At 72.1% G+C, this 16,777-nt stretch carries 16 protein-coding genes; 6 read left to right on the top strand and 10 right to left on the bottom strand.

The features are described from left to right. Positions 1-242: 242 nt before the first annotated feature. Both ACX9I7_RS16155 and ACX9I7_RS16150 read right to left on the bottom strand, forming a co-directional pair. Positions 243-1,007 carry a hypothetical protein gene (locus ACX9I7_RS16155; protein WP_459387744.1) on the bottom strand — a complete coding sequence of 255 codons (765 nt, stop codon included), beginning with the start codon at positions 1,005-1,007 and terminating at the stop codon, positions 243-245. 70 nt (positions 1,008-1,077) lie between these two features. Next, complete coding sequence (locus ACX9I7_RS16150) at positions 1,078-2,055, bottom strand: chymotrypsin family serine protease (RefSeq protein ID WP_459387743.1); 978 nt, start codon at positions 2,053-2,055, stop codon at positions 1,078-1,080. 426 nt (positions 2,056-2,481) lie between these two features. Between ACX9I7_RS16150 and ACX9I7_RS16145 the strand changes: the two genes are divergently transcribed. After that, positions 2,482-2,715: a hypothetical protein gene (locus ACX9I7_RS16145; RefSeq protein WP_459387742.1), complete on the top strand. Its 234-nt coding sequence runs from the start codon at positions 2,482-2,484 to the stop codon at positions 2,713-2,715. A 56-nt stretch (positions 2,716-2,771) separates the two neighbouring features. Here ACX9I7_RS16145 and ACX9I7_RS16140 read toward each other — a convergent pair whose 3' ends face one another. Next, positions 2,772-3,719 (bottom strand): SDR family NAD(P)-dependent oxidoreductase, encoded by a 948-nt coding sequence (locus tag ACX9I7_RS16140; RefSeq protein ID WP_459387741.1) that lies wholly within the window; start codon positions 3,717-3,719, stop codon positions 2,772-2,774. 109 nt (positions 3,720-3,828) lie between these two features. Between ACX9I7_RS16140 and ACX9I7_RS16135 the strand changes: the two genes are divergently transcribed. The 3 genes from ACX9I7_RS16135 to ACX9I7_RS16125 all read left to right on the top strand — a co-directional run bounded on the left by ACX9I7_RS16135 (position 3,829) and on the right by ACX9I7_RS16125 (position 6,618). Then, positions 3,829-4,494 (top strand): TetR family transcriptional regulator, encoded by a 666-nt coding sequence (locus ACX9I7_RS16135; protein ID WP_459387740.1) that lies wholly within the window; start codon positions 3,829-3,831, stop codon positions 4,492-4,494. 130 nt (positions 4,495-4,624) lie between these two features. Beyond that, positions 4,625-5,020 carry a zinc finger domain-containing protein gene (locus ACX9I7_RS16130; protein WP_459387739.1) on the top strand — a complete coding sequence of 132 codons (396 nt, stop codon included), beginning with the start codon at positions 4,625-4,627 and terminating at the stop codon, positions 5,018-5,020. A 170-nt stretch (positions 5,021-5,190) separates the two neighbouring features. Then, positions 5,191-6,618 (top strand): MFS transporter, encoded by a 1,428-nt coding sequence (locus ACX9I7_RS16125; protein ID WP_387573963.1) that lies wholly within the window; start codon positions 5,191-5,193, stop codon positions 6,616-6,618. Here ACX9I7_RS16125 and ACX9I7_RS16120 read toward each other — a convergent pair. After that, complete coding sequence (locus ACX9I7_RS16120) at positions 6,595-8,607, bottom strand: helix-turn-helix domain-containing protein (protein ID WP_459387738.1); 2,013 nt, start codon at positions 8,605-8,607, stop codon at positions 6,595-6,597. The genes ACX9I7_RS16125 and ACX9I7_RS16120 overlap by 24 nt on opposite strands. Then, entirely contained in the window at positions 8,604-9,338 is a 735-nt protein-coding gene (locus ACX9I7_RS16115) for an alpha/beta fold hydrolase (protein WP_459387737.1), read from the bottom strand. Before ACX9I7_RS16115 ends, ACX9I7_RS16120 begins: the two co-directional genes overlap by 4 nt. Before the next feature lie 196 nt (positions 9,339-9,534). Between ACX9I7_RS16115 and ACX9I7_RS16110 the strand changes: the two genes are divergently transcribed. Further along, a complete protein-coding gene (locus ACX9I7_RS16110) occupies positions 9,535-10,296 on the top strand; it encodes a serine hydrolase (protein ID WP_459387736.1) in 762 nt (253 codons plus the stop codon). On the opposite strand, the gene ACX9I7_RS16105 is transcribed toward ACX9I7_RS16110, so the two are convergent. Beyond that, positions 10,243-11,355 (bottom strand): aminotransferase class I/II-fold pyridoxal phosphate-dependent enzyme, encoded by a 1,113-nt coding sequence (locus tag ACX9I7_RS16105; RefSeq protein ID WP_459387735.1) that lies wholly within the window; start codon positions 11,353-11,355, stop codon positions 10,243-10,245. The genes ACX9I7_RS16110 and ACX9I7_RS16105 overlap by 54 nt on opposite strands. An 89-nt stretch (positions 11,356-11,444) precedes the next feature. Then, positions 11,445-12,944, bottom strand: a complete 1,500-nt coding sequence (locus ACX9I7_RS16100; protein WP_459387734.1) for an NAD(P)/FAD-dependent oxidoreductase — start codon at positions 12,942-12,944, stop codon at positions 11,445-11,447. A gap of 203 nt (positions 12,945-13,147) precedes the next feature. On the opposite strand from ACX9I7_RS16100, the gene ACX9I7_RS16095 reads away from it, so the two are divergent. Beyond that, positions 13,148-13,822, top strand: coding sequence for a hypothetical protein (locus ACX9I7_RS16095; RefSeq protein WP_459387733.1), 675 nt, complete (start codon positions 13,148-13,150; stop codon positions 13,820-13,822). Between the two features lie 98 nt (positions 13,823-13,920). Here ACX9I7_RS16095 and ACX9I7_RS16090 read toward each other — a convergent pair whose 3' ends face one another. From ACX9I7_RS16090 to ACX9I7_RS16080, 3 genes are all read right to left on the bottom strand, one after another. After that, positions 13,921-14,676: a PE-PPE domain-containing protein gene (locus ACX9I7_RS16090; protein WP_459387732.1), complete on the bottom strand. Its 756-nt coding sequence runs from the start codon at positions 14,674-14,676 to the stop codon at positions 13,921-13,923. Positions 14,677-14,800: 124 nt separating this feature from the next. Continuing rightward, on the bottom strand, positions 14,801-15,568 hold the full coding sequence (locus ACX9I7_RS16085) for a DUF6585 family protein (RefSeq protein ID WP_459387731.1): 768 nt from the start codon (positions 15,566-15,568) through the stop codon (positions 14,801-14,803). Further along, entirely contained in the window at positions 15,565-16,680 is a 1,116-nt protein-coding gene (locus tag ACX9I7_RS16080) for a BTAD domain-containing putative transcriptional regulator (RefSeq protein ID WP_459387730.1), read from the bottom strand. Before ACX9I7_RS16080 ends, ACX9I7_RS16085 begins: the two co-directional genes overlap by 4 nt. Positions 16,681-16,777: the final 97 nt, after the last annotated feature.

The raw sequence follows: 16,777 nt of genomic DNA, 5'->3' as shown, positions 1-16,777 counted from the left end.
CGCCGTCGGGCCTCGCTGTCGGCCAACCGCTGTCACCGCCGCCCCGCGCCCACGGGCCATTGAGCCGATCCGCGTCTGGCCGCCGGGCAGGCGGCTAATGACGACGAGTCCACCACGGTTCGAAAACCGGCAAGGTGGCGCGCAGCGGCACCGCAGCTACCTGGACGTGAAGCTCGCGCGAGCCTCCGCGGCAACGGAACCGCTGGCTGACGATCGCGGAGTCGACCGGAGCGTGGCTTCCGTCAGTACTTGAGCTGATTGGCGATCCGTAGCAATTCGGCTGTAGGGAGCTGTGGATCTCGGCTGAGCACAGTGATGCTGTATTTGTCGTTGTACCAGGCCAGGCAGTGGGAGGAGCCCTGTTCGCTTACGCGGGCGGGATGGCCGCCGACCGTCGACGGAGCGTCACTGGCATTGTCCGGCGCCGGTTTGGCAACTTGCGCGATTGCCAGGGAGGGCCGCGCGGAGCCCTTCCGGTAGAACCGTGTCCATGCGGGTGCGTCTGTTCGGTTGAACGGCGAAGGGGCGCAGCGTTCGGCCGACGGCTCGTCGAAAATCTCGTCTGTCTGCGCGTAACCCGACGGCAAGTAGCCGGGGTCGGCGAGCTGGGCGGCGCTGAAGGGAGTGATGTCGGTGCCAGTGCCGGCATCGACGAGTCGGCGCTTGCCCAGTGGTTCTGCGAGGGTGGCGGACACTTGCCGGTCCGTGCTTGCGCACTGGTGTCGCAGGTCTGCGGTTGTTTCCTTGAGCACCACGGTCACGGTGTCCGTGGACTCGTGGGCCTGGAGCCGGGGGCGTTTGGTCTGACATGGGGCCCATCTGGCTGTGGTGGTCAGCGTCCGGCCGTCCCGGTTCACGAGGACATCGCCGAGGACTGCCGCATCGTCGCGATGGGTGTCGTGGTTCTGCTCGACCAGCCACCAGGCCGCTGCGGCGATGATGACTACGGCGGCTGTTCCGGTGATCCACAGGGTGCGTATGACGCGCTTCAACTGCTGCCGCTCCACGCTCGTGCTCCACGGTTGTCGATGACGGGGCGGCCCCGAGCCTTGCACCTTTGGCCGACCCGCGGGTTTGTCATTCGGTGACGAGGGTCCACTTCATGACAGCCAGGGTCTGGGAGTTGGGCACGTAGTACACCCCGCCCAGGCACCACGGCTTGCGCTGGTGTCCGTCGAGGACGGTGTTCTCGTTCAGTTCGGACGGGCAGGTGACCGTCTTGTCGAGCGCGGTGATCGTTCCACGCGCCTCGTCGGCGGTCCAGTTGTTCGCCCCGACGAAGACCGTTCCGCCGCTGTCGCCATTGACCGCCGCGACGCCGTGCGAGGGCCAGTCGGTTGCATAGCCCCGGTCGGTGATGGGCCGGTACCCGCCGTCCGCCCCGGTGACGCCGATGTCGACCTTGTCCAGGACGACGTTGCAGTGGACGCCGCCGTTGGCGCCGTCGGTGCACACGTAGTCGCCGACGAAGTTGTGGCCGAGCCCGACGACGGGCTTGGCGTACCCGTCGGTCCGGGGTGCCTCGCCGTCGTACAGGGCTCCCCGGGCATTGTTGTGCAGGGTGATTCCGATGGTGTCCACGAGGCTGTTGCTCTGCAGCCGGTCGCTGACGCCGACGTCGTCACCGCCTTCCCAGGTACGCCAGTACCCCTCCTGGCCGTCGCAGTGCTTCGCGGCGGAGAGCATGAAGTTCCCGAAGCGGTCCTTGACTGCGAACCCGTTGGAACAGAACCCGCCCGTGGGGTTCTTCAGGGCCGCACCGCCGGTCCACGGAGCCGCGTCGCGCTTCCGCGTGCCGATGCGCGCTGCCGGACCGAACGCCGGCTGCACGGAGGGGGTGATGCCGGGCGCGGGCCCCTCGCTCAGGGGCTTGTAGATCGCCGTGGTGTTGATGCAGGTCAGCCGGTCGGTGACTGCTTTGATATCGGTCGATCTGTTCCGGCGCTCGGAGCGCGCCAGTGGGTCGACGCGGTCCCGCTGTCCCGCGCCTCGGTTGGCTCGCGCCTGATGGAGCTCGGCCTTGGAGTACCTGGCAGGGAGGACCTCTGCTGACACGCCGCTGGGCAGGTGGGCAAAGATCTGCCGGACCTGCTGGGGCGGCGTTCCCTTCCAGTACAGCCGAAGTTGACCAAGTGGACGCGGGGCAGCCTGCTATCAGTGTGTACGCAGAGGAACCAGGGATTCGGCCATTCCGCCCTAGAGGCTGCCTCCACGCCCTATAGCGGGCACTTCACTGATCTGGGGCGTACACCTGCTTAAACGGGCTGACGGCGGGCATCGTGGCCTGCGACTCGATCGACATGGGCTTGTTGAAGAGCCGGCCTCTCCCTGGTCGCCGCATTCATCCTGTACCGATCGGTCGAACTGCCGCTCGTTCGCAAGTATTCTCGGCCAGCGGCTTCAGCTACTCCAGCCGCACGACGCTGGCTGAACCTGTCTCGGAGCGTTCCGGACGTTCCCCCCCCGCTGATCACACAGCGGTTGCTGAAGGAGGGCGTCGACGTCGAGGACGTGCGGGCCCTGCTGCCCGCGATCGAGGCCGAGGTCGCGGACCTGCCCACCGTACGGAAGATCACGGTCGAGGACCTGGATCGCGGTGTGCTGACGGGCGAGGAGAACGTGGTGGTGGTCACCGCGCCGCCGGTGGAGGGCACCGGGCCGCTACAGCTTCACCGCCTCCACCCCGGCCGCGGGCGCCCTGCGCCTGCTGTGTGACCCGGACGCGGCCGGGCTCGGGCTGGATGAGGACGACGAGGAGTAGGGCGCGCGGGCTAACTGGTGATGGCCGGTCGGGACAGGATCGGGTTCTGCTGGGACTGAGCGACGGGGAACATCACGCCGGTGAGGTTTTCGGAGACGGCCCACAGCCGTTGCTGGACGGCTGTCTCGTACGACTGCGCGCTGGAGGTGGCCAGCTGAGGGTGACCCTTGATCTCAAGGCGTCCGCCGGGGCCGTAGTACTGGCCGCCCAGCACGGCGGGGTCGGCGGCGGCGCGTAGGGTCGGCAGCGCGCCCATCGCCGGGGTTTGGGTGACCAGTGGCGCGAGCCAAGTGAGCGGAAGCCGGATGGCCGCAGGGCTGTTACGGACCAGCTCGGTGCTGGACAGGCCGGGATGTGCGGCCACCGCGACGGTGGTGCCGTGCGAGGCGAGCCGGCGCTGCAGCTCGTAGGTGAACATCAGGTTGGCCAGCTTGGACTGGCCGTAGGCGCCGGCCCGGCTGTACGACCGCTCCCATTGCAGGTCGTCGAAGTGGATCGCGGCCCGGATGCGGTGGCCGGTGCTGCTGACCGTCACCACGCGCGAGCCGGGCACCGGCAGCATCAGGTCCAGCAGGAGGCCGGTCAGTGCGAAGTGGCCCAGATGGTTGGTCCCGAACTGCATCTCGAAACCGTCGGCGGTCGTCTGCTTCGGGGTGTACATGACGCCGGCGTTGTTGATCAGCAGGTCGAGCCGGTCGTACCGGGATCGCAGGGCCTGGGCTGCGGCCCGGACGGAGTCGAGCGAGGTCAGGTCCAGCGCCTGCACGGTCACCTCGCCGCTGATGCGGGCCGCCGCCTTCTCGCCCTTCTCGACGTTGCGCACGGCGAGCACCACGGAGGCCCCGCGTTCGGCGAGCGCCCTGGCGGTCTCGAATCCCAGGCCGGTGTTGGCGCCGGTCACGGCGGCCACCCGTCCGTGCTGGTCAGGGATGCGTGCGGTCGTCCACTTATCGCTCATGCCAGACTCCCAGCCTTTGAAGGTACCGAAGGTATCTTGCGTCTCGGACGTTAAGGTACCGTTGGTACGATGTCAACGTACCGACGGTACGTAATCTAGACTGGGGAACGTGACTTTCCAGCGCGCGCGAACAGAGGAACAGCGGGAGATCCGCCGGCAGGCGATCCTCGACGTGGCGTCGGCCATGCTCGACGAGATGCCGGTGGCCGCGGTCACCCTCAACGAGCTCAGCCGCCGGGTAGGGCTGGCGAAGCCGAATGTGCTGCGCTATTTCGAGTCCCGGGAAGCGGTGCTCTTGGAACTGCTCGACCGCTTCTTGCGGGAGTGGCTGGCGGAACTGGCAGAGGAGTTGGCCGCCGCTCTCGGCAACGATCTCTCCATGCCCGAGCGAGCGGCAGCGGTGGCCGAGGTCCTCAGCCGCTCGCTGTCCGGCCGGATGGTGCTGTGCGAGCTCTTCGGTGCACAGGGCAGCGTTCTCGAACACAATGTCTCCGTCGAGGTCGCAGCCCGCTACAAGCGCGCCTCCCTGAACCGCCTGACGACCATGACCGACCTGCTCCGGACCTACCTACCGGAACTCGGTGAGAACGCCACCCTGTTCAGTCTGCAAACCATGGTCATGGCCGGGGCGCTGTCGGCGTACAGCACCCCCCCACCCAGTCTGCAGGCGGCCTACCAGGCCGAGCCCGACCTGGCCCGCTTCCACCTGGACCTGGGGGACTACTTGAAGCAGGCCCTGACCGCAACTCTCCTGGGCGTACTACCCCGCCGCTGAAAACGACGCGTTGAATCAGCAGCGCCCCAACGACGCCGCGCTGCTGGCGCGCTGACGCATCGGGAAGCGCGCGGGATGCAGCCGGTGCCTCACAAATGTTCAACTGTGAGAGTTCTGAGAGGCTTCCCGGATGGATCTCACACCCGATCGGGCCGCATTGGCGGTGGAACGTCACGACTGCCCGAACTGTGACGCACCCGCCGGCTCCGCCTGGCGCACCCGCGGAGGGAAGACCGCCGCGAAGTACCACACCCCCCGCTTCGTCCTCGTCCCCGCGCTCCGCGAGGAACTTGAAGTCCTCGTCCCCGCCGACCGGCACCCCGGCCGCGCGTGGAAGCAGGGCCCGGCGCTCGTCGTCTCCACGCCTCGGGCAATCACATCCACGGAAGAACACCTTCGCCTGCTCAGCAGCAGGGTGATGCATGCTGAATGCCCTAGTTCGACGCTGCGTAGTCAGCACCAAGTCGGCACGGGAGTCAGCACCCGAGTGCCAGATCAACCCAATAGCGACATTACTTCGCACTGAATTCCTCAATCGAGTTGAGCGATCCGCGGGGACCGCAGCGCCCCCTCATGGGCTCTGCCCCCATACCCCGACCCCGAAGTGTGGTCCCCCACCACATAGGCCCCTGGCCTGCACCTTCCTACGGTGTGGCGACGCAATGACGCGTCCCTCGCCCACCCGGAAGTGATCACATGGCCACCCCCTCCCCACACACCCCGACTCCCAACTCGCTCCCCAGAATCGTCGTCGCGAGCCTCATCGGGACCACTATCGAGTGGTACGACTTCTTCCTCTACGGGTCCGCGGCCGCGCTCGTGTTCAACAAGCTCTTCTTCCCCGGCTCCGATCCGCTCGTCGGTACGTTGCTGTCGTTCCTCACCTACGCTGTCGGGTTCGCCGCGCGGCCGTTGGGGGCGTTGGTGTTCGGGCACTTCGGGGACCGGCTGGGGCGGAAGCGGCTGTTGGTGATCAGCCTGTTGATGATGGGTGGTGCTACGTGTGCCATCGGGGCGTTACCGACGCACGCGGCCGCCGGATCGCTCGCCCCTGTCCTGCTCACCGCGCTACGCCTCGTGCAGGGGTTCGCGTTGGGGGGTGAGTGGGGTGGGGCGGTGCTGCTGGTGGCGGAGCACGGGGATCCGCGGCGGCGGGGATTCTGGGCCTCGTGGCCGCAGACCGGCGCGCCGGCCGGGCAGCTGCTGGCGTCGGGCGTGCTGTCCGCGCTGACGACCCTGCTGCCGGACGAGGAGTTCACGGCGTGGGGCTGGCGGATCCCGTTCCTGCTGTCCGGCGTCCTGGTGATCGTGGGGCTGTGGATCCGGCTGTCCGTGGACGAATCCCCCGTGTTCAAGGCGGCACGGGCGCGGGCCGAGGCCCGGCGACGGGACGTCGGTGCGCGCGAACGGATGCCCGTCGTCGCCGTACTGCGGGACCAGTGGCGGGACGTCCTGGTGGCCATGGGCGCGCGCATGGCCGAGAACATCGGTTACTACGTCATCACCGCCTTCGTCCTGGTCTACGCGACCGAACACGCCCATCTGCCCAAGCAGACCGCGCTCAACGCCGTACTGATCGGCTCCGCCGTGCACTTCGCCGTCATCCCCGCCTGGGGTGCCCTGTCGGACCGCGTCGGGCGGCGGCCCGTGTACCTGCTCGGCGCGGTGGGCGTCGGGGCATGGGCCTTCCCGTTCTTCGCCCTCGCCGGCACGGGGTCGTCCTGGGCGCTGGTCGTCGCCGTGACGGTCGGGCTCGTGTTCCACGGGGCCATGTACGCGCCCCAAGCGGCCTTCTTCTCCGAGATGTTCGCGACCGGGGTGCGGTACTCGGGGGCCTCGATCGGGGCGCAGTTCTCATCCGTGGCGGCCGGCGCCCCGGCCCCCCTGATCGCCACGGCGCTGCTCGCCGAGCACGGTAGCGGAACCCCGGTCGCCCTGTACGTGATGGCCGCCGCGGCCCTGACCGTGGTGGCGGTCTGCTGTGCCCGGGAGACACGGCACCGCGACCTCTCCGACGGCAGCGACGGCCGGGACGACCACGACCAGGAGGTCCGGAACGACCGGGACGACCGAGACGACCGGAACGGGCACGGCACACCCTCACTCGCCCCTGAGCGCCGGTGAGATCCGGTGCAGGCGCAGTGCGAGCTGGATCTCCAGAGCGCGGGCGGGCGACTGCCAGTCCGCGCCGAGGAGGCGGCCGACCCGGTCGAGCCGCTGCGCGACCGTGTTGACGTGCACGTGCAGGGCGTCCTTGGTGCGGGCCGGGCTCATGCCGCAGCGGAAGTAGGCGTCGAGCGTGGCGACGAGGTCGGTGCCGCGCCGCGCGTCGTAGTCGACGACCGGACCGATCGTCCGGCTGACGAACCGGCCGGCCGCCCGTGTGCCGCCGTCGGTACCGGTCAGCAGCAGGCCCACGAAGCCGAACTCGTCCGCCGCCGCTCCCTCACCGCCCCGGCCGAGTGCGTGGAGCACCTCCAGGCAGCGGCGGGCCTCCGCGTAGGCGGCGGCGACGCCTTCGGGACGGGCGGCGGGCGCGGGGACGGGAGTGGAGGCGCCCACGGTGACGGGGGAGTGGACGGCCTCGCCCAGGCGGCGGGCGATGCCGCCCGCCGTGACGCCGGCTCCGCCCTCGGGGCCGTGCGGCAGGAGCAGCACGGCCCCGCCGTCGCGGGCCACCGCCAAGCCCTGCTCCGTGGCGGCCAGGTAGGCGGCCGCGGCCCACAGCCGCTGCCGGGCGGCGGGGGCGTCGGCGGACTCGTCGGCGATGCGGGCGGCGAGGACGACATGGGGGGCGTCGAGGTCGGCGCGCAGGCGGGCGGCACGCTCGCGCAGGAGGCGGGGCGCCCGGCCGGGCGCGTCGAGCAGGTCGTCCAGGAGCTCGCCGCGTACGCGCTGTTCGGCCTCGCTGGCCGAGCGCCGGGCCAGGCGCAGCAGCGCGGTGACCATGGCGGCGCGTTCGAGGGTCCGCCGGTCGGCGGGGTCGAGGCCAGGACGTTCGCGCAACCGGATCGCGCCCAGCGGTTCGTCGCCGGCGGACACCGCGGCGACCCAGTCGTCACCGTGCCGGACCGCCCGGCCCTCGGAGCGGGAGCGCTCGACGGCGGCCGGAGGCCCGTCCCCGGAGGCGGGTTCGAGGAACTCGGCCGTACCGCCGAGGACCTCGGTGACGGTCTCCAGGACGCCGGGGACTCCGCCGCCGCGCAGGACCAGCTCGGTGAGCCGGTCGTGGATCTCGGCGGCGCGTTCGACAGCGGCGCTGCGCTCGCGGACGATGGCGTTGGCGGCTTCCAGCTCCGCCAGCGCCGAGCGGGTCTCCGCGAGGAGGTCGGCCGTGTCGATGGCGACAGCGGCGTGGGCGGCGAAGGACGACAGCAGGGCGATCTGCTGCTGATCGAAGACCCGGGAACGGCGGTCGGCGGCGAAGAGCACGCCGATGACGCGGCTGCCCAGCCTCAGCGGGACTCCGAGGATGGCGACGAGTCCTTCGTCCCGCACGCCGGAGTCGATGGTCGTGGTGTGCCGGAAGCGGGGGTCCCGCAGGTAGTCGTCGGTGGCGTACGGGCGCGCCGTCTGCGCGACCAGCCCCCCGAGCCCTTCCCCCATGCCGAGCCGCAGCGCCTGGAAGCGGGCGGACACCGACCCGTCGGTGACGCGCATGGAGGTGTCCCCGACGGCCGCGTCGTTGAGGGTGAGGTACGCGGCGTCGGTGCCCAGCAGCGAACGGGCGCGCCGGACGATGGCCCGGAGCACCTCGTCGATGTCCCGTAGCCCCGCCAGGTCGTGGGCGGTGGCGAAGAGCGCCGACAGTTCGGCTTCGCGCCGCCTGCGGTCCTCCAACTCGGCCCGTACGCGCAGCGCGAGGAGCCGGGCGTGCTCGGCCGCGGCGAGCACGCCGGGCGGTGCCCCGTCGGCGCGGGCGCGCAGGACGGGCCGCTCGTAGGCATCGGCGGGGGCACTGTTCGCGAGGAGCTCCAGATAGGCGGCGGAGGCGCAGTCGGCCGGGCAGCCGGCGAAGCCGTCGGCGGGGGCGGAGGCAGGTATGGAAGCAGATGTGGAGACGGGGGCGTCGGCGTGGCCCAGAGGACCGGCTCCGGTGTGCCGGCGAGTCATCGTCGCGGGGCGGGAGGAGTGGGAAGGGAGGAGGTGGCGATCCGGCCGAGGAGAGTGGCCAGTCGCCTGGGCATGGAGAGGAACGGTGAGTGGCTGCTCGGCAGCCGGTGGACGGAATCGGCGCGCAGGGCGAGCTCGCGTTGCCGGGACGGGTCGAGTGCCCGGTCGCGGTCGCAGACTATGTAGCTGGAGGGCACGGTGCGCCATCCCGCCGTGGTCACCCGCTCCGTGAGGGACCGGACGCTCTGCGGGCGCAGCCGGGCCACGGCACGGTCGGCGTCGGCTTCGGGCACGTCGGCGAAGAGCGTCCGCCGGGCGTCCTCGTACGGCGGGACGTGGCCCGTGCCGTCGTCCGGCACGGGCGCTCCGAGGAACGTGAACATGCTCTCACCCACGTCCAGTTGGAAAGCGGCGAGGTATACCGCCCCGACCACGTTGGCGGCATCCGCGAGGGCCTCCGTGGCGGGGACGCCGCCGTAGGAGTGGGCGATCAGCACTACCGGGCCGTCGATGCGCCGGAGGCTGTCCCGGATGGCGTCCGCGTCGTCCAGCATGCCCGCCGGGCGGGCGTCGTCGTGCCGGCCGGCGGGGGGATTGGCGCTGGGCAGGTCGACGGCGTGGGACCGCCAGCCGTCGGCGTCGAGCGCGGCGCGTACGGGTTCCCAGCACCAGGCTCCGTGCCAGGCCCCGTGGACCAGCAGGAAGGCCGGCCGGTCGGTGTCGGCATGCATGTGCGGTACCTCCGGTTGTCCGAGCTGCGGATGGCGGGAGACCGTGGTGTGAAGCAGGCCGCCCCGCCCATGGGTCGCGGGCCGGGTGGCCGCGCTCAGGACTCCCGACGATACTGCGTGGCCCCTACACCATCGGGCCGGGGGAAGGACTCCGGCCCCACGGCGCGGTGTTCGTCGGGGTCGTTACGATGCGGGGATGCTGTCGATGGTGGTGGCGCCCCGGGGGAGTGGACCGGTGGTGTCGCGCAACGCGGACGTTCCTCACGACGCGGCGAGCACCATGAAGGTGGCCGTGCTGGCGGCCCTGCACCGCAGCGGTCTGGACCTGGACACACGGATACCGATCGTCAACGAGTTCCGTTCCGTGACGGGCGGCGGCAGTTACGGCAACGACCCCGCGTGGGACAGCGATGAGCTGCCGTGGCGGCGGCTCGGCGAGCCGGCCTCGTTGCGCTGGCTCGCCGGGCGCATGGTCACCCACTCGTCCAACCTCGCGACGAACCTGTGCCTGGCCCAGGTGGGGCAGGAGGCCGTGGACCGGGTCTGGCGGCGGGCCGGTGCCACGGCCGGTGGGAGCCCGCGCGGGATCGAGGACTACGCGGGCCGTGACGCCGGCGTGCACAACCGGGTCTCCGCGCGGGATCTGGTCCGGCTGCTGGAGTCCCTGGAGCCCGAGGTGCTGGCGCTGTTGGAGCACAACGTCCACCGCGTGGACATCGCGGCCGGGCTGCCGCCGGGCACGCGCCTGGCCGGGAAGAACGGCTGGTTCCCCGGGCTGCGTCACAGCGCCGCCGTCGTCCGTCCCACGGACGCGGCTGCGTACGTCCTCGCCGTCTGCTACACCGGGCCGCTCGCGAACGGCAGCGCGGTCGACGATCCGGCGGCCCGGCTGCTGGCCCGCCTCTCAGCCGGAGTGTGGCGCCACCGGCACGCCCTGGCCGGTCACCGCACCACCTGACACCGGGCCGGCGACGGTGGCGGCCAGCGCCTCGATGGCGGCCCGGTTGAGGAGGTTGACGCGGACGTGGCCGGGGTGGCCGTCGAGTTCGAAGTGCCGCTCGTCGAGCGCCAGGAACCAACGGTGCGGCACGTGCGGCCGGGCGAAGAGGAAGAAGCCGGTCTCGACCGGCATCCGCGCGGCGAGCGCGCCGCTCGCCGTGAGCCGCGCGTGGTTGTCGCGGATGTGCCCGACCAGGTCGTCGTTGCCGTGCTGCGTCATGACGTCCACGGCGCGGTGGGCGAAGAGGCGGTCGGAGACGGCGACGTCACCGTGGAGGTTGATGTGGAGGTCGGCCAGCTCCTGGCGCAGCGCGGCGGGCACCAGCAGGTGGGCGCAGCGGTAACCGTGGATGGACAGGTACTTGGTGGGGCACACCATGCGCAGCGTGCGCTCGACGGGCAGGCGGGCGCTGGCCTCGCCGCGTCTTCCGTCCCAGGGCATGTACTGGAACGTGCCGTCCACGAAGACCAGCGAGCCGGTGGCCCGCTGCCATGCCGCGATCGCGTCCAGGACGCCCTCCGGCACGCGGCGACCGGCGTACCAGACGGGGTCGGTCAGCACGAGGACCGTCCGCTCGGCGGGCAGGTTCAGGCCGAACTCCGGCTGGTACGCGTGGCCTGACGCCACCGGGACCGGCTCGATGCCGAACGCGCGCAGGAGGTAGGCGAGTTTGTAGTAGACGGGCGCCACGTAGTGAACCCGTCGGTGGCCGCTCATGGCCAGCCAGGTGACGAACGTCCCGAGCAGACTGCTCGAACCGCCGGACGGGACGACGTTCCGCTCGCTGTAGGGCACCCCGTCGTATTGCTCGTGCATCGCCGCGATCTTGGACCGGAGCCGCACGTCCTCGTCGAGACCGGCGTAGCGGGTGATGTCCGCCAGGTGGCGCGGAGCGGTGTCGGCGAGTTCGCCGAGGTACTTCTCCACGTAGGGGTGGTCGCCGTTGTAGTCGGACAGGAACACACGGGCGCCCGGTTGCTGCCGCTCCGCCTCGATGTGTTCGTGCCACTCCAGCATGCGGAACAGCGAGGGGCTCGGGCTCGCCGGACGTTCTGGACCGGTGCGTCGCATTCTTTCCCCTGACATGGCCGGAGATGAACCTGGGCCTACCCGCCGTGGGCTCGCCCGGCCGGCAGCACGCCCTTCCTACCCGCCCCGCCCGAGGATGACGCGGACAGATAACCGGCCACCCGCCGGACCCCGTCCGCGCCGGCCTCGGACACGGCGCCGAGGACCTCCGGTGCCAGCGCGACCGGGACGCCCAGTCGTTCCACGCACTCCCGCGCCAGCCGCCGGCCCGCCGCGGCGATCGGTTCCGTGTCCAGGAAGTACGGAAGCTTCATGCCGCGTTCCGCGGCGACGAGGAGCGCCATCTCCGCGAAGCGTTCCGCCGCGTCGTCCACCGTCATCGTCTGGATGGGCTCGCGGCCGGGTGCGAAGACCGCGTACGGATCGCTCTCCGCGGGGGTGCCCTCCGTGAGGAGCCCGGCCATATGGCGGGCGATCGCCGGGGCGCCGTGGAAGCCGTCCCGGTAGGTGCCCGTCGCGAAGAACAGGCCGCGCATCGGCGCGCGGCCCAGGAGCGGGAAGGTGTCCAGCGTGACGGGCCGCAGGCCGTAGTGCCAGCGCCGCACGGCCGAGAACGCGATGTTCCGGTCGAACTGCGCGACGCAGCCGGACAGCAGTGCCTGGACGATGCCCAGGCGCGGCCCGGCGGGCGCGTCGAGCACCACGTGGTTGGTCGCCCCCAGATACTCGGCCCCGTCCCCGAGCGGCACCGCGTGCAGTCCGCAGCCGCCGACGAGGGTGGGCGTGCGCATGACGCACGGCACGGCCTCGCCCCGCACGCGTTCGGTCTCCAGCGCCACGCCCGTACCGTTCAGCATCGGCTGCACCATGCCCGGGGGCAGCCGCTCGATCAGCCGCCCGGTCGCCGCGCCGACCGCGAGGACGACGGCCCCCGCCGTGAGCGTCGTTCCCGAGGCCGGCCGCACTCCGGTGACCGCGTCCTCGGCCGAGGACGTCACCAGGGACGTCACCTCGTCGGCGACGCGCGTGACGCCGAGCCCGGACGCGGCGGCGTCCAGCGCGGCGAGCACACGCCGGGCGTCGACCGCCCCCTCGTTCTCCAGGTACAGGGCGTCCACGGGCTGATCGCCCGCAGCCGCCTCCAAGGAGCCGACGCCGTAGGGATCCACGTCCTCGCACGGCTCACCGTGCTCCTCGGCGGCCGCGCGGATCGCCCGCATACCGCCCACGCCGGCACCGGCGGAGCGCGCCCCCAGCACGACCAGCGTTCCCCGCGTGCGCCTGACCGGCACGGCCGCGTGACGCGCCGCCTCCGCGAGCCGGTCCGGCCAGCCCGGCCACAGCCGGGCCGCTTCGCGCGCCAGCGCGAACTTCGCCCGCGACGCCGGATGGTCACCCGTACGCTCCGTGACCTCGGCGAAGCAGTTGAGCATCGCCCCCGCCGCCACGGAAGCGGAACCCGGGCGCGACTCCGGGCCGACCACGGCGATCCGCAGGGCCGGATCCCGCAGCGCCGTCTCGACGGCGACCGACAGGCCCAGCGCCCCGTTCCCCACGATCACCACATCGGCTGTCACGGCCTTCACCATCCCGGAAGACAACAGGACGGGCGCGCCGAGCGGAAGGCCGCGAACGAGACACGGCGGCCGTTCTGCCGGCGGCCGTTCTGCCGTCGTCCCCCGACGCGGAGACTGGACCGTTCGCGCTGCTCCCGGCACGGTGGACGGCGGCAACGCCCGATCGACGCACGCTCCCGCATTCGGCCAGCCCTGGAGGCAGCGTGATCCACATCAGCGAGACCCTGGTGCTGCAGACCGTCGAGGACTTCCTCGTCGCCGACGAACTCTCCCAGCTCCGCAAGGTGATGGCGGAGGAACTGCAGGCCGTGGGCTGGGTGCCGCGCCACCAGGCGGAGGTCGTTCCGGCCCCGGCGGCGGCGCAGGAGGTCCTGCGGCAGGCCACCGAGCGCGCGCTGCCCGTCATCCGCCGGGTCATGCCCTCCGTCGGGGCCGCCGCGCCCTGGGGCTACACCGAGCTCGGCACGGGCGAGCGGGTGCCCACCCACCTGGACGGCATCCCCCGGCCGTCGGTGGCGCCCCGCCGCATCGGCCGTATCCGGGTGGTGCTCGACGAGGCGGACGACGGAGGGGACTTCTACGTCGAGACCACGTCGAGCGGTTCGGTCTGGACGGGCGAACTGGCCGGCGAGGCGGAGGGCTTCCAGCCTGGGACGGCCCTGACGCACCGGCTTCCGCACGCTCCCGGGCCCGACACCCACCAGCACGACGCGGAGCCCGCGTGGCTGCGGGGCGCCCGTCGCACCCGGTGGACTACCGAGGCCGGGGCGGGCGTCGCCGTCGCGTACGGTGCCCAGGTGATCCACGGTGTCTCTCCCGTACGCGCGGGACGCGTACGGAAATTCGTCACCGACCTGCTCGACACCGGGCGGGACTGAACCCGGGCGGGACTGAACCCGGACGGGCTCGCGCCCGGGGGCGGTGATCCACCGCCCCCGGGCACACCCCCGTGGCCCCTGATCCCCGTGGGGGCCGGTCAGGGCTCGTACCAGACGACTCCCTCGCCACCCTCGTCGGCGATGGTCTGCGTCATGACGTTGCCGTCCCGCTGGTACTTCGGGTGCTGCTTCAGGAAGCCGCCGATGGACGTCAGCGCCGTCGCGTCGCACACGCCGTCGGTGCGGATACAGAAACGCCGCACCGGAATGCCGTCGAACTTCTCCGGGCCCGGGCCGGGAGAGGTGAAACCGAAGGCGCTCCAGCCCTTGGGCAGCTTGGCCCAGATGCCCGTGCCCGGCTGCATCGGGTCGGAGTAGAGCTTGCCGCTCACCAGGGAGCGGGGGATTCCGGTCTCACCGCTCGCTATCTTCTGGAGGACCTGGTCGGCCGCCTGCGCGCCCTGCGAGTAGCCGACGATCGTCAGGCGGGCGCCGGGGTCGCGACGGTGGGTCTCCTCGGCGGCGGCCAGCAGATTGCGGTAGCCCTCGCGGACGCTGGTGTCGAAGCTCGGCGCGGTCGGGTCCGGGAACTGGTTGCGGCCGTTGAGCCAGGGACCGGCGCTCGCCGGGTAGCACACCGGCACCGGAATGCCCCCGTCGAGGTGCTGGTTGGCGAACGCGTAGCTGCCGGTGCAGCCGGGCGCGGGCGCCGCCGAGCCGGTGCCGCCCAGCTCCAGGTAGTAGTGGCGCACCGGATCCGCGTGGGCGACGGTGGGCACGGCGGCCGTCATGGCCACCATGACCGCCGCCGCCCCGGCGACGATCGCCTTCCTCCATCTGCGGGCCAGGGTCATCGCTCTGTTTCTCCTCGTGGTCGACGGGTTGAACACAACCGGGTTGGGACGCTCGGACGTTAGGGGCTTCCGTTGACATCGTGATGAAACCGCTCGCCAGGCGGCCGTGGGGTGCGTCGGGAGTTCAGCGCTCGTCGCCGCCCGGGCCGAGGCGCTCCACGAGCGCGCGGAGGACGGAGACGTTGGGGATCGCGGATTCGGCGACGGCCGGTTCGTGCCACGTCCCGTCGATGTCGAGCGCGATGACCCCGGGCCCCGGACCGGTCCGGAGTCGGCGGATCCGCGACCATCGTGCGCGGACCTCTTCCCACCCGATCTCCGCCCCGGTGAGCCAGACGGCCCCGAAGGCCAGGCGCTCGCCCCTGGCCAGCGCGGCCAACGCCTGTGGCAACTGGGCGCGGACGACGCCCCGCTCGACCTCGGACCACCATTCCGGCGCCCCGCCCGGCCCCGGACCGCCGCGCGGCCGCAGGACGACCCGCTCCCCGTCGACGTCCGTGAGCGCGCGGGCCGCGCCCGCGCGGCCCGCGTCGCCCGGACGCGCGGCTTCCGTCCGGAACACGGAGGCCGTGAACACGGAGGTCGTGAACACGGAGGTCGTGAACACGGTCGTGTCGTAGCGGACGACGTGGATCCGGCCCTTGACGGCGACCGTCATCCCGTTCTCGTACAGGTCCAGGCGCGCGGCGTCGCGCCCGTTCCCCGTCCCGGCGGCCCCGCCGTGCCGGACGAGGGCCAGCAGGCCGCGGATGCCCGCGTGCGCCGTGCGTGCCGTGCGCGCGGCCGCCGCGTAGGTGGCGCGCCGCCTGCCGAGCCCCTCGCGGCCCGCCGCCGCCGAGATCCTCGCCAGCAGCAGCTCCTCGCCGCGCGTACGCCGCGTCGGGTCGCTCACCGCGTCGTTCCCGTGAGACCGAGGCGGATGTCGTCCCCGCGCAGGATCGTCCGGTGCGTGTGCCGCAGCAACCGGCCCGGGGAGACGCCCAGATCGTCGGCCAGACGGCGGCGGACGCGGTCGTACACGGTCAGCGCGTCGCCCTGCCGGCCGCTGAGGTACAGCGCGCGCATCAGCATCGCGGCGACGGGTTCGTTCAGGGGCTGCGCCACGGCCAGGGCCGACAGCTCGGCGATCGCCTCGGCGTGCTGGCCCAGCCGCAGCTGCCAGTTGAGCTTGCGCTGCACGATGACGATCCTGCGCTCGGTGAGCCGCAGCCGCTCCAGCTCCGCGAACGGCCCCGGCTGGCCGGCCAGCGGCTCGCCGCGGAACAGGCCCAGCGCCTGGGCGCAGGCGCGGACCGCCTCGGCCAGATCGCCCGCCCGTTCGGCCGCGCCGGCCGCGGTGACCAGCTCCTCGACCCGCGCCACGTCCACGCCGACCGCGGCGGGGAGCAGCCGGTAGCCGCTCCGGTCGCGCTCGATCACCGAGTCCGGGCCGCCTCCCGCGTGGAGGGCCTTGCGCAGCCGGTAGATGTACACCGGCACGACGTTGGTGTTCGGCGGTTCCTCCCCCCACACCCCGTCGGTCAGTTCCTGCCGGCTGACCGACCGGCCCAGGCACAGGGCCAGCGCCGCCAGTACGGCTTGCTGGCGCAGGTGCCCCAGATCCAGGGGCTGCCCGTCGCGCCAGGCCCGCAGGGGGCCGAGCACCGAGATCCGCAACCGCGGGCCGGGGGTGTGGCGGGCGGCGCCGGCCGGTGGCGGGGGGCCGGCCGCCAGCGGGCTCGTCCCCAGCGGGCTGGTTCCCAGCGGGCTCGTCGTCTGCCTGCGGGGGCCCCGGCCGGGGGCGACGAGGCCGCAGTCGAAGGCGTGGACGATCGCGGCGGCCCGGTCGCGCAGCCCGAGCGCGGCGAGGATCCGTGCGAGGTGTCCGGCCACGGCCTCCTCGGGGATGGCGAGGGCGGTGGCGATCTCGTCGTCCCGCAGGCCGCAGCCGACCGCGTAGAGGACGTCGCGCTCCTGGCGGCCGAGTGTGACGGCCTGCCGGCCGGTGGTCTTGGTGATCGGCATCGTGGCTGCTCCCCGTGTCGGACCGCCGCTTTCCGCTTTCCGCGGCGGATCACGTCGAAGGTGGCCCCGGGGGAGGGGGAACGGACAGGCCAAACGA

The organism is Streptomyces sp. L500, from assembly GCF_054551825.1.
This window is presented reverse-complemented; position numbering and strand designations above follow the sequence as displayed.

What these genes read in the sequence shown, in the direction of transcription:
- ACX9I7_RS16110 (WP_459387736.1), top strand. Translation starts at nt 9,535, where the DNA reads ATGCTGTCGATGGTGGTGGCGCCCCGGGGGAGTGGACCGGTGGTGTCG.
- ACX9I7_RS16125 (WP_387573963.1), top strand. Translation starts at nt 5,191, where the DNA reads ATGGCCACCCCCTCCCCACACACCCCGACTCCCAACTCGCTCCCCAGA.
- ACX9I7_RS16090 (WP_459387732.1), bottom strand. Translation starts at nt 14,676, where the DNA reads ATGACCCTGGCCCGCAGATGGAGGAAGGCGATCGTCGCCGGGGCGGCG.
- ACX9I7_RS16080 (WP_459387730.1), bottom strand. Translation starts at nt 16,680, where the DNA reads ATGCCGATCACCAAGACCACCGGCCGGCAGGCCGTCACACTCGGCCGC.
- ACX9I7_RS16120 (WP_459387738.1), bottom strand. Translation starts at nt 8,607, where the DNA reads ATGACTCGCCGGCACACCGGAGCCGGTCCTCTGGGCCACGCCGACGCC.
- ACX9I7_RS16115 (WP_459387737.1), bottom strand. Translation starts at nt 9,338, where the DNA reads ATGCATGCCGACACCGACCGGCCGGCCTTCCTGCTGGTCCACGGGGCC.
- ACX9I7_RS16130 (WP_459387739.1), top strand. Translation starts at nt 4,625, where the DNA reads ATGGATCTCACACCCGATCGGGCCGCATTGGCGGTGGAACGTCACGAC.
- ACX9I7_RS16105 (WP_459387735.1), bottom strand. Translation starts at nt 11,355, where the DNA reads ATGCTGGAGTGGCACGAACACATCGAGGCGGAGCGGCAGCAACCGGGC.
- ACX9I7_RS16140 (WP_459387741.1), bottom strand. Translation starts at nt 3,719, where the DNA reads ATGAGCGATAAGTGGACGACCGCACGCATCCCTGACCAGCACGGACGG.